22 protein-coding genes and 3 tRNA genes are annotated in these 22,785 nt (G+C 63.8%); 9 read left to right on the top strand and 16 right to left on the bottom strand.

Translation table 11 applies throughout. From position 1 onward, the window contains the following. Positions 1 to 216: 216 nt before the first annotated feature. From CLU94_RS21455 to CLU94_RS21440, 4 genes are all read right to left on the bottom strand, one after another. Positions 217 to 1,680: a c-type cytochrome gene (locus CLU94_RS21455; RefSeq protein WP_257218907.1), complete on the bottom strand. Its 1,464-nt coding sequence runs from the start codon at positions 1,678 to 1,680 to the stop codon at positions 217 to 219. Beyond that, the gene (locus CLU94_RS21450) at positions 1,677 to 3,335 is read right to left on the bottom strand and encodes a GMC family oxidoreductase (protein ID WP_099667110.1); all 1,659 of its coding nucleotides are present in this window, start codon (positions 3,333 to 3,335) and stop codon (positions 1,677 to 1,679) included. The genes CLU94_RS21455 and CLU94_RS21450 overlap by 4 nt, the downstream gene beginning before the upstream one ends. Further along, on the bottom strand, positions 3,332 to 3,991 hold the full coding sequence (locus CLU94_RS21445) for a sugar dehydrogenase complex small subunit (protein ID WP_099667109.1): 660 nt from the start codon (positions 3,989 to 3,991) through the stop codon (positions 3,332 to 3,334). Before CLU94_RS21445 ends, CLU94_RS21450 begins: the two co-directional genes overlap by 4 nt. Before the next feature lie 122 nt (positions 3,992 to 4,113). Next, positions 4,114 to 5,130, bottom strand: coding sequence for a hypothetical protein (locus tag CLU94_RS21440; RefSeq protein WP_143451501.1), 1,017 nt, complete (start codon positions 5,128 to 5,130; stop codon positions 4,114 to 4,116). A 147-nt stretch (positions 5,131 to 5,277) separates the two neighbouring features. On the opposite strand from CLU94_RS21440, the gene CLU94_RS21435 reads away from it, so the two are divergent. The 4 genes from CLU94_RS21435 to CLU94_RS21420 all read left to right on the top strand — a co-directional run bounded on the left by CLU94_RS21435 (position 5,278) and on the right by CLU94_RS21420 (position 8,635). Beyond that, on the top strand, positions 5,278 to 5,784 hold the full coding sequence (locus CLU94_RS21435; RefSeq protein ID WP_180278726.1) for a GNAT family N-acetyltransferase: 507 nt from the start codon (positions 5,278 to 5,280) through the stop codon (positions 5,782 to 5,784). Further along, on the top strand, positions 5,769 to 6,506 hold the full coding sequence (locus CLU94_RS21430) for an aspartyl/asparaginyl beta-hydroxylase domain-containing protein (protein WP_099667106.1): 738 nt from the start codon (positions 5,769 to 5,771) through the stop codon (positions 6,504 to 6,506). Before CLU94_RS21435 ends, CLU94_RS21430 begins: the two co-directional genes overlap by 16 nt. After that, complete coding sequence (locus CLU94_RS21425; protein WP_099667105.1) at positions 6,503 to 7,525, top strand: sulfotransferase; 1,023 nt, start codon at positions 6,503 to 6,505, stop codon at positions 7,523 to 7,525. Before CLU94_RS21430 ends, CLU94_RS21425 begins: the two co-directional genes overlap by 4 nt. A gap of 90 nt (positions 7,526 to 7,615) precedes the next feature. After that, positions 7,616 to 8,635, top strand: a complete 1,020-nt coding sequence (locus CLU94_RS21420) for an alpha/beta fold hydrolase (protein ID WP_257218906.1) — start codon at positions 7,616 to 7,618, stop codon at positions 8,633 to 8,635. 63 nt (positions 8,636 to 8,698) lie between these two features. Here CLU94_RS21420 and CLU94_RS21415 read toward each other — a convergent pair whose 3' ends face one another. The 6 genes from CLU94_RS21415 to CLU94_RS21390 all read right to left on the bottom strand — a co-directional run bounded on the left by CLU94_RS21415 (position 8,699) and on the right by CLU94_RS21390 (position 11,845). Further along, positions 8,699 to 9,409, bottom strand: a complete 711-nt coding sequence (locus tag CLU94_RS21415; RefSeq protein ID WP_099667103.1) for an alpha/beta hydrolase — start codon at positions 9,407 to 9,409, stop codon at positions 8,699 to 8,701. 184 nt (positions 9,410 to 9,593) lie between these two features. Then, positions 9,594 to 9,669: transfer RNA gene (locus CLU94_RS21410), tRNA-Asn, on the bottom strand. Between the two features lie 93 nt (positions 9,670 to 9,762). Then, positions 9,763 to 10,089, bottom strand: a complete 327-nt coding sequence (locus CLU94_RS21405; protein WP_099667102.1) for a Dabb family protein — start codon at positions 10,087 to 10,089, stop codon at positions 9,763 to 9,765. 123 nt (positions 10,090 to 10,212) lie between these two features. Further along, positions 10,213 to 10,288: transfer RNA gene (locus CLU94_RS21400), tRNA-Asn, on the bottom strand. 135 nt (positions 10,289 to 10,423) lie between these two features. Then, positions 10,424 to 10,499: transfer RNA gene (locus CLU94_RS21395), tRNA-Asn, on the bottom strand. Between the two features lie 131 nt (positions 10,500 to 10,630). Continuing rightward, positions 10,631 to 11,845: an amino acid aminotransferase gene (locus CLU94_RS21390; RefSeq protein WP_180278725.1), complete on the bottom strand. Its 1,215-nt coding sequence runs from the start codon at positions 11,843 to 11,845 to the stop codon at positions 10,631 to 10,633. 112 nt (positions 11,846 to 11,957) lie between these two features. On the opposite strand from CLU94_RS21390, the gene uvrB reads away from it, so the two are divergent. Continuing rightward, positions 11,958 to 14,045, top strand: coding sequence for an excinuclease ABC subunit UvrB (gene uvrB, locus CLU94_RS21385; RefSeq protein ID WP_099667101.1), 2,088 nt, complete (start codon positions 11,958 to 11,960; stop codon positions 14,043 to 14,045). A 77-nt stretch (positions 14,046 to 14,122) separates the two neighbouring features. Here the strand turns inward: uvrB and CLU94_RS21380 are convergent, their stop codons facing one another. Then, positions 14,123 to 14,749: a flavin reductase family protein gene (locus CLU94_RS21380; RefSeq protein WP_099667100.1), complete on the bottom strand. Its 627-nt coding sequence runs from the start codon at positions 14,747 to 14,749 to the stop codon at positions 14,123 to 14,125. A gap of 199 nt (positions 14,750 to 14,948) precedes the next feature. Here CLU94_RS21380 and CLU94_RS21375 point away from each other — a divergent pair, with 199 nt between their 5' ends. From CLU94_RS21375 to CLU94_RS21360, 4 genes are all read left to right on the top strand, one after another. Beyond that, on the top strand, positions 14,949 to 16,010 hold the full coding sequence (locus CLU94_RS21375) for an AI-2E family transporter (protein ID WP_099667099.1): 1,062 nt from the start codon (positions 14,949 to 14,951) through the stop codon (positions 16,008 to 16,010). Positions 16,011 to 16,303: 293 nt separating this feature from the next. Further along, the gene (locus CLU94_RS21370; protein WP_143451500.1) at positions 16,304 to 16,768 is read left to right on the top strand and encodes a hypothetical protein; all 465 of its coding nucleotides are present in this window, start codon (positions 16,304 to 16,306) and stop codon (positions 16,766 to 16,768) included. Between the two features lie 74 nt (positions 16,769 to 16,842). Then, positions 16,843 to 18,270: a Dyp-type peroxidase gene (locus tag CLU94_RS21365; RefSeq protein WP_099667097.1), complete on the top strand. Its 1,428-nt coding sequence runs from the start codon at positions 16,843 to 16,845 to the stop codon at positions 18,268 to 18,270. Positions 18,271 to 18,389: 119 nt separating this feature from the next. Continuing rightward, a complete protein-coding gene (locus tag CLU94_RS21360) occupies positions 18,390 to 19,049 on the top strand; it encodes a glutathione S-transferase family protein (protein ID WP_099667096.1) in 660 nt (219 codons plus the stop codon). A 6-nt stretch (positions 19,050 to 19,055) separates the two neighbouring features. On the opposite strand, the gene CLU94_RS21355 is transcribed toward CLU94_RS21360, so the two are convergent. From CLU94_RS21355 to CLU94_RS21335, 5 genes are all read right to left on the bottom strand, one after another. Continuing rightward, complete coding sequence (locus CLU94_RS21355; protein ID WP_034752016.1) at positions 19,056 to 19,361, bottom strand: NIPSNAP family protein; 306 nt, start codon at positions 19,359 to 19,361, stop codon at positions 19,056 to 19,058. Next, complete coding sequence (locus CLU94_RS21350; RefSeq protein WP_143451499.1) at positions 19,358 to 20,284, bottom strand: WD40 repeat domain-containing protein; 927 nt, start codon at positions 20,282 to 20,284, stop codon at positions 19,358 to 19,360. The genes CLU94_RS21355 and CLU94_RS21350 overlap by 4 nt, the downstream gene beginning before the upstream one ends. Continuing rightward, on the bottom strand, positions 20,281 to 20,790 hold the full coding sequence (locus tag CLU94_RS21345) for a GNAT family N-acetyltransferase (RefSeq protein WP_099667094.1): 510 nt from the start codon (positions 20,788 to 20,790) through the stop codon (positions 20,281 to 20,283). Before CLU94_RS21345 ends, CLU94_RS21350 begins: the two co-directional genes overlap by 4 nt. Positions 20,791 to 20,857: 67 nt before the next feature. Beyond that, positions 20,858 to 21,403 carry a phosphoribosyltransferase gene (locus CLU94_RS21340; RefSeq protein WP_034752020.1) on the bottom strand — a complete coding sequence of 182 codons (546 nt, stop codon included), beginning with the start codon at positions 21,401 to 21,403 and terminating at the stop codon, positions 20,858 to 20,860. A gap of 66 nt (positions 21,404 to 21,469) precedes the next feature. Continuing rightward, positions 21,470 to 22,783 carry an adenylosuccinate synthase gene (locus tag CLU94_RS21335; RefSeq protein WP_099667093.1) on the bottom strand — a complete coding sequence of 438 codons (1,314 nt, stop codon included), beginning with the start codon at positions 22,781 to 22,783 and terminating at the stop codon, positions 21,470 to 21,472. Between the last annotated feature and the right edge of the window lie 2 nt (positions 22,784 to 22,785).

Here is a 22,785-nt window from a genome sequence, read left to right as displayed (position 1 = left end):
AAAAAATGGCTACGATTGCTCGTAACCATTTTTCAGCCTGCATTTTACTGCAAGTTGCGCCCAACGTTCATATTCGCCGCCGTTTCGACACTTACAACGCCTAACAAAACCGTAGCGAGCGGAAGGAAGTTGTGGTTGAGAAGCGCAACTGTACGAAGGTACAGTGAGCATCACAGACCGCAAATTACGACGCGCAGTAGGTTTTGATAGGCGTACTTATTCCTTGCGCTGGCGGCGCCTGCGCAGCCACACAAACAGCGCGATCAACAGCAAGATTCCCACGATGCCGCCCGGCAGCATGAACGGTTGTGCCCGCGCCAGCACGGGTTTCTCGCCGCCGCTGCGCGCCTGCGCCACATACGCGGGCGTGACGGACACATCCGGATTGCCATACTGCTTCAGCACGTAATTGGCGATAGCGGCGATCTGCTCGTCCGTCAAGGGTTGCACATACGAACGCTGGTCGAAACGGGGCATGAACGCTTCATGCTCTTCCCCTTCGATCTTGCGCTCTACGCCAAACAAGATGGCCGAGACCAGGTTGGCCGGCGTGCTGCCGCCCGTCGCCGTGTTGTTGAACAGGGCGGGATAGGCCTGGCCCGTGCTGCCGGCGCCGCTGGCCGAATGGCAGCTGGCGCAGTAGCCGGAAAACAGGATCGCGCCACTGTTGAGCGAATGGCGCTCGGTGGAACTGGCCATGCCGCGCAGCAGCGGCTCTTCGCTGGCGGCGCTGCCATGGCTGAAGGCAGCTTGCGTCTGCCCCGGCGCGCGCACGGGCGGCACCGTGCGCAGCCAGGCCACGATGGCGGCCACGTCGTCGTCGCGCAAAAACTGCAGGCTGTTCTGGATGGCTTCGGCCATGCCCCCCGCCGCCTGCCCCTTGCCTTCCACGTGGCCCGTCTTCAGGTAAGCCGTGAGTTCCGCATCCGTCCACGCGCCGATGCCGCTGACCTTGTCGGACGTGATGTTCGGCGCATGCCAGGAACCGAGCGAGGCGCCCGCCAGGGTCTGGCTGCCGATTTCCGCCATCAGCGCGTTGCGCGGCGTATGGCAGGCGCTGCAGTGCGCCAGGCCTTCGGCCAGGTAGGCGCCGCGGTTGATCTGCGCGCTTTTCGTTGGGTCCGGCACAAAGCGTTTATTGTCCAGGAACAAAGTATTCCAGCCCAGCATCGACAAGCGCACATTGAACGGGAATGGCAAGGCCGTCTGGCGCGCCGGCGCGTCGACGGGTTGAACGGCCTGCATGAAGTAGTAATACAGGTCGCCCACGTCCGCATCCGTCAGCTGCGCATAGCTGGTGTAGGGCATGGCCGGATACAGATGGCTGCCATCGGCGCGCACGCCTTCGCGCAGCGCGCGCGCAAAGTCGGCTTCCGTGTAGCGGCCGATGCCGCCTTGTTTCGACGGCGTGATATTCGTCGCGTAAATCGTGCCCAGGGGCGAATCGATGGCGTAGCCGCCCGCGTACGGCTTGCCGCCCGCTGCCGTATGGCAAGCCATGCAGTCGGCCGCGATGGCCAGGTAGCGGCCCCGCTCGAGGCGTGCATCGGGCTTGGCGGCCACGGGCGCGGCGGGACGGTCCGGCGTCAGGGTGACGGGCGGCGCCGAGGCAGGCACGGCAGCGATGGCGCTGCCGGCCAGCAAGGCCAGGCCAAGAGCGAAGGACAGGCGGCGCATCATGCTGCCTCCCTTGCCAGGGTGCGGGCGATGTCGTCCGCCGCGCGCAAACCGAGTGCGGCCATGCTGAGGGTGGTGTTGACGACGCTGGCCGACGGCATGGCGCCGCCGCCGGGCAGCCACAGGTTGGCGTGATCGTGGGCGCGGCAATTGCCGTCGACCACGGAATCGGCGCGATTGGAACCCATGATGACGCCGCCCATGATGTGGTTATTCGCGTTCAGGCTGTCGGTGATATGGAATTCCACGGCGCCGAACAGCTTGCCTATATGTTCGAGCTGCGCATGCGCGGCCTTCGCGCCATCGCGCACATAGTCGCCCACGTCATAGTAGATGTCCGGGCAGGCCAGGCCCAGCGGGTCCTTGCGCGTCTTGCTCAAGGTCAAGCGGTTATGCGCTTCCGGCAGCGGCTCCAGGCTGATCGACAGGTCGACGCCGAACGCGGCGCGGCGGCGGATTTCATCGTCGAGGTCCTTGCCCACCAGGCCCAGCTTCAAGGATTGCTGGGTAGCAGGTCCCACGCGGGTGATATTGTTCAAGATCATCTTGTTGGCCGAATACTGCGCGCGGAAGGCGCCGTCGCGCGGCCCCACCAGGCAGCTGCTCTGCGCCGGGCCGCGGCCCGTCCAGATCGGTTCATTGGCGAGGAAAGTACAGTGGAAACCCGAGTGGTCCATCATGTTGCGGCCCACCTGGTCGGAACTGTTGGCGATGCCGTTCGGATTGTTCTGGTTCGCCGCCAGCAGCAGCAAACGGGGTGTTTCGATGCCATTGCAGGCAATCACGAAGGCCTTGCCGGTCGCCATGTGCGACTGTTTCTTCGCGTCATACCAGTGCACGGCCGTCACGCGGTTGTTGTGGTCCGTGTCGATGCGGTAGACGACGGCCTCGGCCAGCACGCCCGCGCCCTTCAGCTCGGCCCGCTCCACGTGGTGGATGCCGTTGTACATGGCGCCGATGGGACAGATCGGCTGGCAATTGTTATTGCCGCAGCAAGTCGGGCGTCCCTGCCAGGGGCGCGTCGAGCGGCCTTGCGGAATCGGCACGGAACGGTAGCCGTGCGGGTTGACCACTTCGGCAAAGCGCTTGTCGCCATAGCCCCAGGGCACCATGTCCATCGGATACGGCGCGCTGCGCTCGCTGGGCGACTGCAGCGCCGGATCGTTGGGGCCGGCCACGCCCATTTCCTGCTCGGCGCGGCAATAGTACGGTTCCAGCTCATCGTAGGAGATGGCCCAGTCGCGCCCTACCCCGTAATCGCTTTTCATGCGCATGTCGGACGGCAAATGGCGCCAGCACGACGCGGCCCAGTGCCAGGTCGTGCCGCCCACCGTGCGCAGGTAGCCCTGCTGGAAACTGCTGCCGCTGGGGCCGGACAATTCCACATAGTTGTTTTTTGGAAAATACAGCGGCGCGGGCGCGTTGTCCGCCTGCGGATACAGGCCCTGGAAGTCGGAACCGACGCGGTTCTCGAACGGCATGTTGCGCCAGTTTTCCACTGCTTGGCCCCGCTCGATGCGCAAGCCCGCTTCCAGCATGATCACGGAGTGACCCTGTGCGGCCAGCTGGTCGGCCATCATGGCGCCGACGACGCCGGTTCCGACGATGACGACATCGGCGACGACGTCGCCATTACTCTTGAATTGGGGTGATTTCATTTTGCTTGCTTGCCTTTGGTTTCGGGAGTGCCGGTGGTGGCCGGGGCCGGTACGGGTTTTGGCGCCACGGGCGCGGACACGCCCACGGCGGGCGGCGCCTTCAGCCACCACAGGGGGCCGTAATTGCAGTAGGTGGGCACGACCTGGCCATCGGCCACCGTGCGGTACATCAACGCTTCCGCATACGCGACGACGATGGACTTCGTGCCCTGCGCCGCATTTCCGGCGACGGTGCCCGTGTACCAGGCGGCAACGATGGCCAGGGCCAGCTCGCGCAGACCCGCATCGGCGGCGCTGGCGGCCGCCAGCAGGGCCTTGGCTTCCTGGCCCGTGACGAGCAGCGCGCCCAGTTGCGGCAAGCGGTCGGCGAAGCCGGGCACGTTGGTGCGCATGGCTTGCTCGATGCGCGCCGCCGTCGCGGCGGACAGGTCGCGGTGACCCGTGATCGTTTGCGACAAGGCGTAGAACAGCATGGTGGCAGACGCCAGGCCGGGCGCCGGAGCGCTGGCCGGCGCCGACATGGCGGCGGACAGGGGATTGCTCCAGAAACCGGCCTGCGCCAGCAGGGCAGCCAGGCCGATCAGGGCGTGGCGGCGGCTGATGCGAGGAAGGGATGAAACGGATGTTGCAGATGGTTCAGTGCCTGGATGGTTCATGAGACTCCCGCAAGACTTGTTATTTTATTGACTTCGATGATTGCGCTACATTGCATTTGCGCATAGATGGAACCGGTTCCATATTATCCTACAGAAGTAAATAGTCTGCCAATGTAGTACTACTACTGAGACACTGCCCTGGGCAATTCCGGTATGGATTCAGGCATTCTGCGCAGGCAAAACGCCAGTCCCGGCTGGTTGCCCAGGCGGTAATGGAAGTCGAGCACGCTACCGCCGGCCAGGCTGGGCTTGCCGGGCAAGGCCAGGGGCAGGTTCAGGCTGCACTCATGGTCGCCCAGGACGATGTCGCCATGCACGCGGATGCGCGTCAGCAATCGCGGCGCCTGTTCCAGCACCTCGGGCAGGCGGATGCTGGCGGCCGGCAAGCTCTCGCCCCCTTCATCCTGCCAGGCGCGCAAGGCGTCCACATCGAGGGTAAACACGCGGCCCCAGTCGGTGCACGGCGCATCCGGCGCGCGCCGGTCCAGGCCCAGGTGCACGGTGACGGCCGCAGGCAGCAGCGTCGCCGCGGGCGCTTGCGCGTGCAGGTTGCGCAGGATGGCCACCTGCGGCTCCTTGCCCAGCGCCGTATTCATGGTTTCGCTGACGATCACGTCCGGCATGGCGCCGGCAGGAATGCGGCAGGCGGCCGCGTCGGCGCAAAGGTACTCGGCGACGTGGCTGTCCAGGCCCAGGACTGCGATCAGGTCGCGCGCATACGCCAGGGTCTCGGCATGCACGTCGAGGATGGAAAACTGCACCAACTGCGCATCCAGCACGGCCATCACCGGCAAGGCCAGCAGGGCGAACGGGCCGCAACCCGCGTACAGCACCCGCACGGGCCGCCCGCCGCTCACCCCCAGGCGCTCGCGCACGGCCAGCGCCAGGCCCTGGATGAAAGCGGCGCTGCGGTACGGCTCGCGCGCGCACAGTCCCGCCTGCACGGGCGAGATGGCCCAGCCGCTGGGCAGAAAACTTTCGCCATCGCGCAAGCCGTCCTGCCGGTCCATGGGCAGGCGCGAATGGCGCTCGACGAGCTGGCGCAGCTGCACCGTTTCACCGACCAGGCTGGCCAGGGAGCGCTGCGGATCGCACAGCGCGGCCGCAATGGCGGCCAGTTCCGCGCGCGCCGGATTCACGCGCGACTCCACGGGCAAGGCGGGATAAAGACAGAATGCATGGCGGCCTCCTTGAAATGATTGCAAGTACGCGGAAAAATTGGCAGCATAGCAAATAAATACATGCCTGCTCATTTGCCGCCATCGCAACCACCTACCGGAGCACCGATGCACGCCTTGCCGCTTTCCGCCCTCGCCAGCCTGCCCGCCCCCTACCAGTTGCGCGTCCAGCGCGACGACGACGAGGGCTTTGCCGCCGCGCTGTACGGCTCCACGCGCGACGACCTGCGCCAGATGCCGGCCGCGCCCGCCGTCATCGAACAGCTGATCGCCATGCAGCAGCGCATGCAAAGCCACGGCTATCGCCAGGCGTATCCGCACGCCGTGTACCTGGTGCTGCAGCACGGCGACACGCCCATCGGCCGCCTGATCCTGGAGCGCCGGAATCAGGTGCTGCACCTGGTCGACATCGCCATCCTGCCCGCCGCGCAAGGCCAGGGCGCCGGCAGCGCCGTGCTGCGCGGCCTGCAGGCGCAAGCCGCTGCGGAGCAATGCCGGATCCACCTTGCCGTCAACAAGGGCAACGCCGCCGCGCGCGCACTGTACCAGCGGCTGGGCTTTCGCCTGCGCGGGGAAAACGAGGTGCAGGAGCAACTGCAATGGAGCGCGCCATAGTGCCGGCGCCGAATCCGCCCAGCACCTGGCTGCAACTGCCGCTGCGCTTCGACGTGGCGCGCATGCAGGGCGACAGCGACCAGTTCGCCGCCGGCGAGTGGATCAGCCATTTCAACACGGGCGCCTACGACACGGGCTGGAGCTGCATACCGCTGCGCTCGCCAGGCGGAGCAGCCGGCGATATCATGCCCGTCAACGGCCCCGCCTATGCCGCCACGCCGCAACTGGCGCGCTGCCCCTGCCTGCGCGAGGTGCTTGCCAGCTTCGCATGCGAGCTTCACGCCGCGCGCCTGATGGCGCTGGCGCCGGGCACCCTCATCCGCGAGCACCGCGACGCCGGCATGTCGCTGGCCGATGGCCTCGTCCGCATCCATATCCCCATCCACACCTCGCCGCAGGTGCTGTTTACCATCGATGGCGAGACCGTCCACTTCACGGCCGGGCACGCCTGGTACATGGATGCCAGCTGCCTGCACGCGGTGCACAACCGGGGCGCGACGCCGCGCATCCACCTCGTGCTCGACTGCATCGGCAATGCCTGGCTCGAAGCGCTGTTCGCCTCGGCCGGCTTCGTGCCGAAAGCGCCCCACAAGTATGGCGACCCCAGCATCAACGATGGCAATGTGCGGGCCGTCATCGCCCAGTTGCGGCTATCGCCCTCGCCCGCCAGCCTGGCGCTGGCCAGCGCGCTGGCCGCCCTGGCCGACGGGAATGCGCCGTGAGCGCCGCGCCGGGCCTGGCCCAGCAGGAACGCTTGCTGGCCAGGGGCGAGACGGTGCCGTGGCACGAGGGCATGGACCTGCGCGGCTGGTATCCGCTGTACGTGGAGCGGGGCGAAACATGGGCGGACGCCGCCATGTGCTGGCGCGAATTGGGGGAAACACCCTTCAGCGACGCCTTCTTTGTCAATACCCTGGCGCGCCAGCCGCACGGGGAGCGCCGCGTCTGCCGCACGCCGCTGGCGGCGCTGGCGGCGCTCGGCGATTGCCTGGCGCCCGACGCCTTCATCTTCCACGTCTCGCGCTGCGGCTCAACCCTGCTGAGCCAGCTGTTGGCGTCCTTGCCGCAATGCATCGTCATGTCCGAGCCGCCCGTCATCGACTCGCTGCTGCGCCTGCATCACGACGGCGCCGACCCGGCGGCCGGCATCGCCCTGCTGCGCCAGGCCATCCTGGCCCTGGGCCAGCGCCGTTCCGGCGCACAGACGCACTTCTTCATCAAGTTCGACTGCTGGCACATCCACAGCCTGGACTTGCTGCGGCAAGCGTTTCCCGGCACGCCCTGCCTGTTCGTCTACCGCGAACCGCTGGCCGTGCTGGCCTCGCACCAGCGCCAGCGCGGCCCGCAAATGGTGCCCGGCATGCTGCACCCGGCACAGCTGCCGCTGCCCGCACACCAGCTGGCGCCGGGCGATCTCGATGGCTATACGGGCCTCGTGCTGGCCAGCCTGCTCAACGCCGCCCGGTCCCATGCGGCGGCAGGACAGTTGCAATTAATTAACTACAGTCAATTGCCCGACATCCTCTTCAGCGATGTATTGGACCGCTTCGGCATCGCCCCTACAGCGGCGCAGTTGCAAGCGATGCGCGCGCAAGGCGGCGTGCATGCGAAGTACGGCACGGCTTACCACGGCGATCCGCCCACGCCCGCGGCAAGCGGCCTGGCCGCCATCGCCGCGCAATTGCAAGCCGCTTATCTGGCGCTGGAAGCGTTGCGGCTGCATGCCGGGCAAGGTCAATGATTTTCATAAACCCAACTTTTTAACGAGGAGGCATGTCGACGTACCCACTGGAAACCATGCGATAAATTAGCTGTTCAACTACGGCGCAGAATGCGCCGGTGCAAGCAACCTGAAACCGACCCTGACACCATGATAAAAAAAATGACATTGGCAGTGCTCTTGACCGCCCTGATTCCCTTCTACGCATGCAAGGCGCAAACCACGGCGGCAGCGACACCCGCTTCCGCGGAAGTCACCACCACCCTGACACCCGATATTGGCGGCATCAAGCAAGTGGTGGAAATCAAGACGGACGACGCAAACAAGCCCGTGCTGCTGTTTTTATCCGGCGGCCCGGGAAGCTCCATGATCAAGGGGGCGGATGCCTTTACGAATCTCCTGAAAAGCAGATTTACGATTGTGCAATGGGACCAGCGGGATGCCGGAAAAACCTTGAAACTGAATCCCTCCCCCACGCAGCCGTCCGTCGGGCAGATGGAGCAGGACACGTATCAAGTCATCCAATTTCTGCGCAAGGAGTTAAAGCAGGACAAAATATACTTGCTGGGCAGTTCCTGGGGCAACGTCCTGGGCTTTGATATCGTCAAGCGTCACCCGGAATTGCTGCATGCCTATTTCGCGTCGAATCCGGTCGTGAGCCAGCTGGAAAGCGAGAAAGAATTGCTGCAAGCCTTGAAAGTGCACTTCAAGGACAATGCCGTCGCCAGCCAGGAGCTGAACAGCATCAGTTTTCCGTTTGCAAGTGACGAAAGCATGTTCTATTTAAGGAAATGGCTTTTTTACAAGGATGGCAAGGCATTTGCGACGAGCGAAGGTTTCAAGACGGGTTTTCTGCAATGGTCAAAGACCTGGTCGCCCGTCTGGAACGAGGTCATGAACATTGATTTGCCCAAGACCTTGAAGAGCGTTGACTGCCCCGTGTATTTCTTCGTCGGCAAAAACGATATCCAGACCTCGACCAGGATCACGCAAGCGTATTTCGACACCTTGAAGGCACCAAGGAAGGGCTTGTTTTTCTTCGAGCATTCCGGGCATCAGATACACCAGGATGAACCGGTGCAATTTCAAGAAGCCATCATCAAGACCTTGGATGCGACTGCCAAGCCCTGATCCGACGCCCCATGACATGGGGCCCTTTTCGGGGGCCGACTGGCTGGCCGGCGCACTGCCGGCCTAGTCGCCGGCAATGCTCGCCGCAGCCTTGCTAATCAGCGACGCCACCGCGTGGGCTTGCGAAATGTAAATGGCATGGCTGCCGGCAACTTCGACCACCGTCGAGCCCGCCCGTTCCGACATCTGGCGCTGCATCGCCGGTGCAATCATCTGGTCCCCCGTCGCGACCAAGTACCAGCTGGGCTTGCTCCTCCACGCTGGCGCGCTGACCACGCCCGTCAAGGCAGCCATCCCCCAGGGCACTTGCGATGCCGCCATGAAGTTGGCCTTGTGCCTGGGGACATCGGCGGCGAAGGCGGCCGCAAACTTTTTCTGGTCGAGCAGCAGGAAGCCATCGTGCGGCGGCAAGATCGGCGGCACCGGCGCGCCAGGCGGGGCATTCTTCAGCAAGGAATCGACAGACTCCCCTTGATCCGGCACAAACGCCGCGATGTAGACCAATGCTTTGACCTTGGGATCGTTCCCCGCTTGCGTGACCACGGCGCCCCCATACGAATGACCGACCAGGACCACGGGACCCGGCACTGCGGCGATGACCCGGCCCGTCGCGGCCACGTCGTCCGCCAGCGATAGCGTTGGGTTTTGCACAATGGCAACGTGACAGCCTTCGTCACGCAGTACCCGGTAAACACCTTCCCAGCCGGACCCGTCGACAAAACCACCATGCACGAGCACGATCGTCGCCGGTCCGGCGCGCGCGATGTCATCCATGTCAGCCCCTCCCGGAAATTGCAAGCGATGACAGAGCCGCCAACGCCTTGTCTCTTCCAGCATAGCGCCAGATGCCTGGCGGTCCATGCGGTGGATCAAGAGCAGACGACACGGGCGTCTGCGCCGGCCCTGAAATGCAAAAAGCCCAACCGGTGAAGGCTGGGCTTTCTGCTACTGCGTGTTCTGGCTCCCCGACCTGGACTCGAACCAGGGACCTGCGGATTAACAGTCCGTCGCTCTACCAACTGAGCTATCAGGGAAAAGAGGCCGCATTCTATAGGGGAAATTTTACGATGTCCAGATTTCCCCCAGAAAAATCTGTATTTCCCCGGCGCTACCCTGCCTGGCAGCCGTTAGCCCGGCTGCTCTTGCGGATAGTAGTCAAACACCAGCACGCGGCCCAGCCATGGCTTCAGCTGCTCGACAAAGGCCAGGTGGGCCGCATGGGTCAGGTACCCGTCGCGCGCGGCGGCGTCATCGAAGGTCAGGGTAAAGCAATCGGTAAAGCCGTCATCGAGGCCTTCCGGGCTGACGTTCGGCCCCCATTCGAATTGCCGCACGCCGGGAATGCGGTGTTTCAGCTGGGAAAACTCGTAGACGAGCTCGGCGTGCTTGGCAGACGTGATGCCATCGAGGAAGTCGCACAGGACGATGTGGCGCAAGGCGGAGGTACAAGTCATGGGAAGGTGCTCCTGAAGTGATGCATTCAGGATAGCGCAAAACGCGATCACGCACAGGCAAGCCCCGCTGGCGGCGGCGGAAAACAAAAAAGGCCATGCTTTTCAACATGGCCTTCCGAATTCTGGCTCCCCGACCTGGACTCGAACCAGGGACCTGCGGATTAACAGTCCGTCGCTCTACCAACTGAGCTATCAGGGAAAAGAGGCCGTATTATATAGGCCAAACTTGGCGCTGTCCAGATTTCCATAGGGAAAATCTTATCTTGCATCAAGTTGCGCACCGGCGGCGCAAAAACAAAAAAGGCCACGTTTTTCAACGTGGCCTTCCGAATTCTGGCTCCCCGACCTGGACTCGAACCAGGGACCTGCGGATTAACAGTCCGTCGCTCTACCAACTGAGCTATCAGGGAAAAGAGGCAATATTATATGTCGCTTGTTCCATATTTGCAAGACTGATACTGCATCTTCACAAACACGGCCATCGCCGACTTTCTACCGCCATCAGCGCCGCACTTGCATGCAGCGCCGAAGAAGCAAGATCTTAAAGCACTTTGGCGATCGCGTCAATAACGATGTCGATATTGCGCGAATTCAATGCTGCCACGCAGATACGGCCCGTGTCGACGGCGTAGATCGACTGCTCGCGCAGCGACGCCACCTGCTCCTTGGTGAGACCGGAGTACGAGAACATGCCGATTTGCTGGCGCACGAATTCGAAGTCGTGGCCTGGCGCCTTGGCTTTCAGTTTTTCCACGAAGGCATTGCGCATTTCGCGGATGCGCACGCGCATGCCGGCCAGTTCCTCTTCCCACAGCTGGCGCAGTTCCGGCGTGGCCAGGACGGTGGCGACCACCTTGCCGCCGTGTACCGGCGGGTTCGAGTAGTTGGTGCGCACGACGCGCTTCAGCTGCGACAGCAGGCGTGCCGCTTCGTCGGCGCTGGCGGCGACGACGCTCAGGGCGCCCACGCGCTCGCCGTACAGCGAGAACGATTTCGAGAACGAGTTCGATACCAGCAGCGGGCCGCCCGCGTCGGCGAAGCGGCGCACCACTGCGCCGTCTTCGGCGATGCCGTTGGCAAAGCCTTGATAGGCCATGTCCAGGAACGGCACCAGGCCGCGCGAGGTCACCACGCTGATGATCTGATCCCACTGGGCCACGCTCAGGTCGGCGCCGGTCGGGTTGTGGCAGCAGGCGTGCAGCACGACGATGGAACCGGCTGGCATGGCGTTCAGGCTGGCCAGCATGCCGTCGAAGTTCACGCCATGGGTGGCGGCATCGTAATACGTGTAGTTATTCACGACGAAACCGGCGTTCTCGAACAGCGCGCGGTGGTTTTCCCAGCTCGGGTCGCTGATGTAGACCTGGGCACCCGGCGCGAAGCGCTGCAGGAAGTCGGCACCGATCTTCAACGCGCCCGTGCCGCCGATGGCTTGCACGGTCACGGCGCGGCGCTCTTGAATTACGGCGCTATCGGCGCCAAATACGAGTTCTTGCACAGCCTTGTCGTAGGCGGCGAGGCCTTCGATCGGCAGGTAGGTGCGTGGGGCGGCCTGTTCGATCAGGATGGCTTCCGCCTTGCGTACGCAAGCTAACAGAGGCACTTTGCCGTTGTCGTCATAATAGACGCCGACGCCCAGATTGATTTTGGCGGGATTCTGGTCCGCGTTAAATGCTTCGGTGATGCCCAGGATCGGGTCGCGTGGGGCCATCTCGATGGCGCTAAACAGACTGGCAGAAACAGTTGGGTTCGTCATGATAAGATTGGATTCGATTGGAAGCAGGTTCACAGCGGAGTTGTAGACAGCGCCCCAAAATACAACGCCAGGGCCGCCAGCAGAGCACTATTCTAACAAAGGTCTGATTCACATGCCCGAATTATCTACCGCCAGCGAGGCGGAAAGCGCAATTATCTCTTTCCCGGACTCCCCCTTCAAGCTGCACCAGCCCTTCCCTCCGGCCGGCGATCAGCCCACGGCGATCGCCCAGTTATCCGAGGGGATTGCCGACGGACTGGCCTTCCAGACGCTGCTGGGCGTGACCGGTTCGGGCAAGACCTATACCATGGCCAACGTCATCGCGCGCATGGGCCGGCCCGCCATCGTCTTCGCGCCGAACAAGACGCTGGCGGCGCAGCTGTACAGCGAGTTCCGCGACTTTTTCCCGCAAAACGCGGTCGAATACTTCGTCAGTTACTACGATTACTACCAGCCCGAAGCCTATGTGCCGCAGCGCGACCTGTTCATCGAAAAGGATTCGTCGATCAACGAACATATCGAGCAGATGCGTCTGTCGTGCACCAAGTCGCTGATGGAGCGGCGCGACGTCATCATCGTCGCCACCGTCTCGGCCATCTACGGTATCGGTAACCCGAACGAATACCACCAGATGATCTTGACCTTGCGCGTCAAGGACAGGGTCGCGCAGCGCGACGTCATCGCGCGCCTGATCCAGATGCAGTACACGCGCAACGAAGTCGATTTCGGCCGCGGCACCTTCCGCGTGCGCGGCGACACCATCGACATCTTCCCCGCCGAGCATGCGGAGCTGGCCGTGCGCCTGGAAATGTTCGACGACGAGATCGAATCGATCCAGCTGTTCGACCCGCTGACGGGCAGAGTGCGGCAAAAGATCCCCCGCTTCACCGTGTACCCGGGCTCGCACTACGTGACGCCCCGCTCCACCGTGCTGCGCGCCGTGGAAACCATCAAGGACGAGCTGCGCGAGCGCCTCGAGTTCTTCCGCAAGGAAAATAAACTGATCGAGGAGCAGCGGCTGGAACAGCGCACGCGCTTCGACCTGGAAATGATGGCGGAAATCGGTTTCACGAAGGGCATCGAGAACTATTCGCGCCATTTGAGCGGCGCGCTGCCGGGCGAACCGCCGCCCACCCTGGTCGATTATCTGCCGCCCGATGCCTTGATGTTCCTCGACGAGTCGCACGTGCTGACGGGCCAGCTGAGCGCCATGTACAACGGCGACCGCTCGCGCAAGACCAACCTGGTCGACTACGGCTTCCGCCTGCCGTCCGCGCTGGACAACCGGCCCTTGAAATTCGAGGAATTCGAACAAAAGATGCGCCAGACCGTGTTCGTCTCGGCCACCCCGGCCGAATACGAAAAGACGCATTCCGACCAGGTGGTCGAGCAGGTGGTGCGTCCGACCGGCCTGGTCGACCCGCAGATCATCGTGCGCCCCGCCAGCAGCCAGGTGGACGACCTGATGTCGGAAATCGTCGAGCGCATCAAGAAGGACGAGCGCGTGCTGGTGACGACCCTCACCAAGCGCATGTCGGAGCAGTTGACGGAATACCTGGGCGACCATGGCATCAAGGTGCGCTACCTGCACAGCGACATCGAGACGGTGGAACGCGTGGAAATCCTGCGCGACCTGCGCCTGGGCACCTTCGACGTGCTGGTGGGGATCAACCTGCTGCGCGAAGGCCTGGACTTGCCGGAAGTGTCGCTGGTGGCCATCCTCGACGCGGACAAGGAAGGCTTCCTGCGCTCCGAGCGCAGCCTGATCCAGACCATCGGCCGCGCCGCGCGCAACCTGAACGGCACGGCGATTTTGTATGGCGACCGCATCACGGACTCCATGCGCCGCGCCATCGACGAGACGGAGCGCCGCCGCGCCAAGCAGATCGCCTTCAATACGGCCAACAACATCATCCCGATCGGCGTGAAGAAATCGATCCGCGAAATGATCGACGGCGTCTACAGCCCGCAGGAAGCGCGCGAAACCCTGCAAGTGGCGCAGGAAGCGGCGAAGTTCGAAGCCATGAGCGAAAAGCAGGTCAGCAAGGAAATCAAGCGCCTGGAAAAACTGATGGTCGACCACGCCAAGAACCTGGAGTTCGAAAAGGCGGCGCAGGTGCGCGACCAGCTGCACATCCTCAAGCAGCAACTGTTCGGCGCACCGGGCACCGACAACGTGGCGTCGATCCTGGGCAAGTAAATGTCACGCCAGGCATGGGGGCTGGCCGGTCGCGCATGCCATTGCGTCATGCCGCAATAGCGCCCCGCCTCGCCCCTTCAGGGATAACTGGGCCGGCGCATGTGGAACAGGCTGTCCGGTCCGATCTCGAAATAATCGGCCGGACCGCCGCCGCGCAATATCGGCGCGGCTGCGGCCGTGTCGTACACGCCATCCGTCAACAGGTGGCGCGCGATGTGCACGCCCACCACTTCCCCCAGCACCAGCCAGCTGCCGACCCCGTCCCCGTTCGCGCCCTGCAGTTCGATGATCTGCGTGCGCCGGCATTCGAAGGAGACGGGGCTTTCGGCCACGCGCGGCACGTTGACGAGGCGCGAGGCGGCCGGCGTCAGGCCGGCCAGCGCGAATTCGTCGACTTCGGGCGGCGCCGGCGCGCAGCTGGCATTCATCGCCTCGGCCAGCGGACGCGTCGCCAGGTTCCACACGAATTCGCCCGTTTGTTCGATATTGCGCAAGGTATCCTTGCGGCCGATGCTGGAAAATCCGATCAGCGGCGGATGGTAATTGAAGGCGTTGAAAAAGCTGTACGGCGCCAGGTTGAGCACGCCCTCGCCGCTGCGCGAGGCGATCCAGCCGATGGGCCGCGGCCCCACGATGGCGTTGAACGGGTCATGCGGCAAGCCATGGCCCTGTGCGGGTTCATAAAAGTGAATGGGGTCAAGCACGCGCGCTCCTGCAGTCAAAGGAAGTCAAGACGCCCGGGATGGAACGCCTGGAACGACAGCTTACTGGAATTGCCGCTACCGCGTTGCCAGCCCGCGGCGCCAGGTGCGTTCGCGCACGCAGCATGACAATTGTATGGCGCGCCGCAGCACGCCTCGCTTATGATGGGGCAACTCAACCCCGATCATTGCGCCGCCGCCCATGCCTACACTCACGCTGCACCAGAAAGTGTTCTTGCTCCTCCTGAGCGTCGTCACCATCGGCTTCGGCTGGATACTGGCGCCCTATGCGGGCGCCATCTTCTGGGGCGTCGTCCTGGCGATCCTGTTCGCGCCCGTGTACCGCTGGCTGCTGCGAAAGACCAGGGGCCGCGCCGGCGTGGCGTCGCTGCTCACCTTGCTGTTGATCATCGTCATCGTGATCCTGCCGCTGTCGCTCATTTCCGTGTCGCTGGTGAACCAGGCGGCCAGCGTCGTGGAAATGGTACGTTCGGGGGAAATCACGGTCGCCATGTTCTTCGATAAGATCATGGCGGTGCTGCCGCAATGGCTGATCAACTTGCTCGACCGCTTCAACCTGACCAGCCTGGCCAGCCTGCAGGACAAGCTGGCCGAGGGCGCCACGCAGGTGAGCCAGGTGGTGGCGGTGAAAGCCATCAATGTGGGCCTGTACACCTTCGAATTCCTCACCAGCCTGTGCATCATGCTGTACCTGCTGTTTTTCCTGATGCGCGATGGCTCGGCCCTGTCGGCCCGCATCAAGGGTGCCGTGCCGCTGAGCCGCAAATACAAGCAACGCCTGTTCACCAATTTCACCACGGTGATCCGCGCCACGGTGAAGGGCAACATCCTCGTGGCGATTGCCCAGGGCGCCCTCGGCGGCCTGGCATTCTGGTTCCTCGACGTGCCCGCGCCCCTGCTGTGGGCCGTGCTGATGGCCTTCCTGTCGCTGCTGCCGGCCGTCGGCGCCGCCCTCGTCTGGGCGCCCGTGGCCGTCTACTTCCTGGCCACGGGCGCCATCTGGCAAGGCGCGGGCCTGGCCGCCTTCGGCGTCTTCGTCATCGGCCTGGTCGACAACGTGCTGCGCCCCGTTTTGGTGGGCAAGGACACCAAGATGCCCGACTACGTGGTGCTGCTGTCGACCGTGGGCGGCATGGCCCTGTTCGGCCTGAACGGCTTTGTCATCGGCCCCGTGGTGGCGGCCCTGTTCATCGCCTCGTGGGATCTGTTCGTCTCGGCCAGCGAATTCCAGGCCGAGGATTGAAGCGTGGCAATCGGGAGCGTCAGCACCCCATCCTGCAAAAATAATGGCGACGGAAGCCGGCTTGCCGGCGGCGCCACTTGCGCTTCCTGAAACAGGCAGGAACAGCCTGGCGGCAGAGTGCCCGCCAGCGCTGGCCAGCCTCGGCAACTATCCACATGAGACCGCATTTCCCATCATTTACCATGATGCAACAGTGTGTATTTAGCAACAGATGCAAAAATATAGTTTTTGACGCAGCAGGTGCCGCGGCGTAGTGTCGGTCGTCCCGACAACCACGTAATGAGGAGCCTCCCATGGCAAATCCACTGTGCTTAATGATGCCGGCGCTGCCCGGCACCAATCCGACCGCCATCGCCGCAACATTGCTGGAATACCAACCGAAGATCAATGCCGCCCTTACCACTATCGGTACCGTGCACTTTGCCCGATTCACCCTGCTTGACCGCTCCCAGCCCAATCTGCTGCCCAACATTCAATCGGCGGGCACTTCCGATAGCCTGGTCATCGGCGTGATCACCGAGTATGACGGCAACTTCAACGACTACATCGAAGATTTCGTGGGCGAACTGGGCGAGGTATTCGACGCGCTGCTGCAATTTGTCGTGGGCGGCAAGGCGCTGATTCCCGTTGCCAACCATGTGGCTGCATTTGAAGCCTTCATCACGGCCAACGACGCCGCGCAGCACGTGCCCAATAACGGCCTGTACAGCGCCTATCCGCAGACCGTCCAGAAAATCATCGCCGCATTCCGAACCTGAGCCGAAAGCCACGCCGGGGCTGCGCAAGCGGCCCCACCACCCTGCCAGCCACAACCCCAGCCCCCGGAGACAGCATGGCCGATTCCACCATCGATTACGACGACGTGCAAGGCACGATCCTGCGCGGCTACCGCGTCAACCTGGCACGCCATTTCATCTTCAGCATCACGGATGCGGCGCAGGCACGGCGCACCATCGCGGCCCTGCTCGACGGCAGCGACGGCTTGCCGTCCATTACCACGGCGCGGCACATCCACCCCAAGCCGCCCTGCTTCCTGAATCTCAGCTTTACCGCGCCCGGCCTGTCGGCGCTGGGCATTGCCGCGACCGACCTGGCCACCTTTGACCAGGCATTTCAACGGGGCGCGGCCGATCCGGCCAGCGTCAATGCCGTGGGCGACGTGGGCGACAGCGCCCCCGAGCACTGGCTCGGCAACCTGGGGCCGGCTACCCGGCATGGCCAGGTGCATGCGCTGCTGAGCCTGTGGGTCAGCGAATCGACGGAAGTGCTGCAGGCGACCTCGGCCACACTACGCCGCGCCTTTGCCGCCGGCTGGCGCGAACTGTATGCGCACGACGGCGTGGCCCTGCCAGACAACCGCGTGCATTTCGGCTACCGCGACAGCATCGCCCAGCCGGACGTCGATGGCGCCCCGCAGCGCAAGCGCGAACACGACCCTGACCCGCTCAACAGCGTGAAGACGGGGGAATTCCTGCTCGGCTATCCGAATGAAAACGGCGGCACCTACCAGGTGCAGCCGCCGCAACTGTCCACCAATGGCAGTTATGCAGCCTTCCGCATCCTGGAGCAGGACGTGCCCCTGTTCGACAGCATCCTGAGCCAGGGCGCGGCCAGTTCCGGGCTCACGACCGAAATGGTGGCCGCCAAGATGTGCGGGCGCTGGCGCAACGGCAATCCGCTCGTGCTCAGGCCGGACGAGGCCGGCCCCGTGCTGCCGGACGCCAGCCTGAACCGCTTTCACTATGTCGATGCGCAGCCGGACCTCGATGACACGCTGGGCCTGAAATGCCCGATCGGCGCGCATATCCGGCGCAACAATCCGCGCGACGAAGCCGTCGTGGGCGCCCCCTCCCGCCACCACCGCATCGTGCGGCGCGCCATGCCCTACGGCAGCGAATACGATCCGGCAGCACCCATCGCGGAGCAGCGCGGCCTGGTCGGCTATTTCATCAATGCCAGCCTGCGCAATCAGTTTGAATTCCTGATGAAGCAATGGAACAATGACGATGCCTTCGTCAAATCGGCCGTCGGCCCGGCCGGTCCCGAGGCGGGCGATGCCACGTTCAACATCAGCGGCCAGGACGTGTTCCTGGGCATCAACGACCCGGCCGTCAGTTCCTTCACCTTGCCCGGCGTGGGCGCCAAGGGAAGCGGCAATACCGAACTGCAGCATTTCTCGCGCAGCGTCATCACGCGTGGCGGCGTGTATTGCTTCTTCCCCAGCATCACGGGATTGCGCTACCTGGCGAACCTCGGCTAGGCGGGCGCGCCACGCGGGCAAGCGGGAATGGCGCGAACCGCTTGCATTGATCCTGTCATTGCACTATCGTTGGCACACGCGCGTGTTGCCAACCTTTCACAATGACAGGAGTTCCCACCGTGTCGCTGATCCTCTACGGCCATCCCTTTTCCTCGTACACGCAGAAGGTACTCATCGCGCTGTACGAGAACGCCATCCCGTTCGCCTTCCGCTGCCTGGCGCCGGACATGCCGCAGCACCTTCAGGAGTGGATCGAGCGCTGGCCACTGCGCAAGTTTCCGCTGCTGGTGGACGGCGAGCGCAACGTCGCCGAGACCAGCATCATCATCGAATACCTGCAACTGGCCCATCCCGGCCCGCTGCGCCTGCTGCCGGACGACCCGATGCAGGCGCTGGACGTGCGTTTTCTCGACCGCTACTTCGACCTGCACGTCATGACACCCGTGCAGCATGCCGTCGGCGCCGCCCTGACTGGCGACCCGGCAAAGACCCGCGAAGGCCGCGCGTTTGCCGGCGAAAAGCTGGACCTTGCCTACGCCTGGCTGGAACAGCACCTGGCCGGCAGGACGTGGGCCGCCGGCGACCGCTTCAGCCTGGCCGACTGCGCCGCCGCCCCCGCGCTGTTCTATGCGGACTGGACGCAGCCGATTCCCGCAACGCTGCCCCTGCTGCGCGCCTACCGCGCGCGCCTGCTGGCCCGTCCTTCGTTCGCCCGCGCGGTGGAGGAGGCACGTCCGTACCGCCACCTCTTCCCCCTGGGCGCGCCGCAGCGCGACTGACCCCGTTCAGGCAAACACGGGGCGGAAAAAACTGCGCTCGTAGCTGACGATGCAGCGCGTCTCTTCCGCATAGCGGAAGGCGGCCTGGCATTCGGCGTCCTGCATCGAGTCGCTGCGGTATTGCTCGTACAGGGCCAGGCTGGGGAACGAGAACATGGCCAGCGCCACGTTGCTGGCGCCTTCGGATGGCAAAAAATAGCCGTGGTGCTGGCCGCCGAAGCGTTCGACGAGCGGTATCCACAGCTTGCCGTAGGCTTCGAATTCCCGCAATTTATATGGGTCGATGATGTAACGCAGGTAACAGGTAATCATGCGGTTTCCTTGTGAAGATTCAGATCCGTCAGCATGCCGGACTCCCAGGAGCCGATGGCGCCCAGTGGCGTGCCAGGCAAGAAGTCCAGCGCGCAGGGATAGGCAATGGCGTGTTCGGCAAGCACGCCGAGACCCGGCCAGGCGTAGAACAGCAGCTTGCCCTTGCCGATGCGGCCCAGCGCGCCGCCGTCGGGCAGCCAGCGCAAGGCATCGCCCGTGCCGCCGCCCGCCTCCACGGCCACCGTGGCCAGCCGGCGGCCATCGTCCAGCGCATGCACGGACAGAAATTCTTGGCCGTCAGCGTAATGCAGCACTGCCAGGAGCATGCCATCGGGCGACGGCGCGCACGACGCCAGCTTCGGCAGCGACAGTACCACGCGGCCGGCGCCCGCCTGCAGCGGCCAGTCCCACACGCTGCAATAGTCGGGCGGCTGCACTTGCCCCTCTTCCACCGATTTGACGCCATGCAGGAGCAGCAAACGCCGGCCGCCATCGATAGCCCACATGCCGCGCAGCATCTCGCCCGGGTGCGCCTGCATGAAGAGCACCTCGCCCGTTTGCGCGTCGCGCACCCGCAGGCGGCCATCCCAGCCGCCGTCGGCAAGATACTGCCCGCAGGGCGACCACGCGGGACCGCAGCCTTCGCCCTCCTTCTTGTTCTGTAAGTTCAGCAGCAACTGGCCAGCGAGGGCATCCACCATAACCATCTGGCCCGTCGTGCTCTTGATGGCCAGCCGGCTGCCGTCGGGCGAAAAAGCCATGTCCGACATGTGCGCGATGAATTTGCCGCGCCACAGCTTCTGGCGCGCCGCCACGTCCCACAGGACCAGGTCGCGTCCCAGCACGGCCAGTCGCGTGCCATCGGGCGAAAAGCGCACGCCGTAGCTGCAGCCCAGCTTCAATGGCTTCGGCCTTGCCGTCATGGGCGCACCAGCCGGTACACGACGCTATCGAGGTCGTAGTGGCGCTCCATGCCCACGTACTGCATGCCCAGGCGCGTCATGACCTTGATCGAGGCGGCATTGTCCGGGTGGGCCACGGCCACCACTTCGGGCGCGCCGACGACGTCGAAGGCATGCGCGACGATGGCATTGGCCGCCTCGCTGGCGTAGCCCTTGCCCCAGCCGGCCCGCGCCAGGCGCCAGCCGATTTCGTGCGGCTGCGCCTTGTCGCCGCCGATATGCTGGAGGCAGGCCAGCCCCACCAGCACCTCGTCTTCGGTGCGGATCAAGGCCCACCACGAATAGCCCCACTCGACCCAGCGCCCCATGATGCGGGCAACGGCGGCACGTGTATGTTCCTCCGTCTCCGGCTGGCCCGCATTGAGGTACGTCATCACTTCGGTATCCGAGTTCATGGCGTGCATGGCGTCGTAATGCTTCTCGGTGACGGGTTCGAGGCGCAGGCGCGCCGTGTGCAAGATGGTCATGGCATTTCCTTGGACGAAAAAAAAGACGATACACGATCGTCTTTTTTTAGCAAGAGTGCACGCAAAATTACTTGCCTGCTTCGCCCTTCTTGATCCACGCCGCCAGCTGGTGCGGGCGCAGGCCGTCGTAGTCTTCGAACGGCTGGTGGATCCACGGATTGTGCGGCAGTTCGTCCAGGAAGTAGTCGGGACGCACGACGGAGCAGCCTTTCAGCCAGATCACGGCCGATTTGACTTCGGTCACGTCAGGGAAGTTTTCCTTCAGGTGACGCGTGACCTTGTCCAGGGTGACGCCGGAATCGGCCAGGTCGTCGACCAGCAGGATGCGGCCAGCCAGCGGACCCTTGGTCATGGTCATGTACTTGGCGATATCGAGGTCGCCGCGCACCGTGCCCGCGTCTTCGCGGTAGGAGCTGGTCGACAGGATGGCCAGCGGCAAATCAAAAATGCGCGAGAACACGTCGCCGGGACGCACGCCGCCGCGCGCCAGGCACAATACCTGGTCGAATTTCCAGCCCGATTCGTAGACCTTGAGCGCCAGGCGCTCGATCAGGCGGTGATACTCTTCCCAGTTGACCCAGAGATGTTGATCGTTCGATTGTGGGGTAGTCATGATAGTGAAATCTTATTATTAGCGTGATTAAAAAAATCCGCCTTGCGGCGGATTGTGTCCAGCAGCTTACTCGAATGGGTGGCGCAGCACGATCGTTTCTTCACGATCGGGACCGGTCGAAACCATGTCCACCGGTACGCCGACCAGTTCTTCGATGCGCTTGATGTAAGCGCGGGCCGTCGCTGGCAAAGCCGCCAGCGATTTCGCGCCGACCGTGCTTTCCGTCCAGCCGGGCATCTCTTCGTACACGGGTACGCAGCGGGCGGCTTCTTCGGCGCCCGATGGGAAGATGTCCGTGGCCACGCCGTCGATGGTGTAGCCGGTGCACAGTTTCAAGGTTTCGATACCGTCCAGCACGTCCAGCTTGGTCAGGCACATGCCCGTCACGCCATTGATCTGCACGGAGCGGCGCAGCAAGGCGGCGTCGAACCAGCCGCAGCGGCGGGCGCGGCCCGTCACGGTGCCGAATTCATGGCCGACCTGCGCCAGGTGATGGCCGACGCCTGCATCCGTTGGCAGTTCCGAAGGGAACGGGCCGGAACCGACGCGCGTCGTGTAAGCCTTGGTGATGCCCATGATGTAGTGCAGCATGCCAGGACCGACGCCCGAACCGGCGGCGGCATTGCCGGCCACGCAGTTCGACGAGGTGACGAACGGATAGGTGCCGTGGTCGACGTCGAGCAGGGAACCCTGCGCGCCTTCGAACAGCAGGTTCGCGCCGGCCTTGTGCGCCTTGTACAGCGCGCTCGACACGTCGGTGACCATCGGACGCAGACGCGGCACATAGGCCAGCGCGTCGTCGAGGGTCTTCTGGTAATCGATGCGCGGAGCCTTCAGGTAGTGCTCCAGCACGAAGTTGTGGTAATCGAGGTTTTCCGCCAGTTTTTCGGCGAAACGGGTTTCGTTCAGCAAGTCGGCGACGCGGATGGCGCGGCGCGCCACCTTGTCTTCGTAGGCCGGGCCGATGCCCTTGCCCGTGGTGCCGATCTTGGCCGCGCCGCGCGCCGCTTCGCGGGCCAGGTCGAGTGCCGAGTGGTAAGGCAGGATCACCGGTGCGGCGTCCGACACTTTCAGGCGCGAGGCGACTTCGACGCCGACGGCTTCGAGCTTGTCGATTTCGCGCAGCACGTCCGGCACGGAAACGACCACGCCGTTACCGATGTAGCAGGCGACGCCTGGGCGCATGATGCCCGACGGGATCAGCTGCAGCGCGGTTTTCACGCCGCCGATGACCAGCGTGTGGCCTGCATTGTGGCCGCCCTGGAAGCGCACCACACCCTGGGCGTGATCGGTCAACCAATCGACGATCTTGCCTTTACCTTCATCGCCCCATTGGGTGCCGATGACAACAACGTTCTTTGCCATAATTTTCTTTGACATCA

Source organism: Janthinobacterium sp. 13 (assembly GCF_002749695.1).
Lineage (GTDB): Bacteria > Pseudomonadota > Gammaproteobacteria > Burkholderiales > Burkholderiaceae_D > Janthinobacterium > Janthinobacterium kumbetense.
This window is presented reverse-complemented; position numbering and strand designations above follow the sequence as displayed.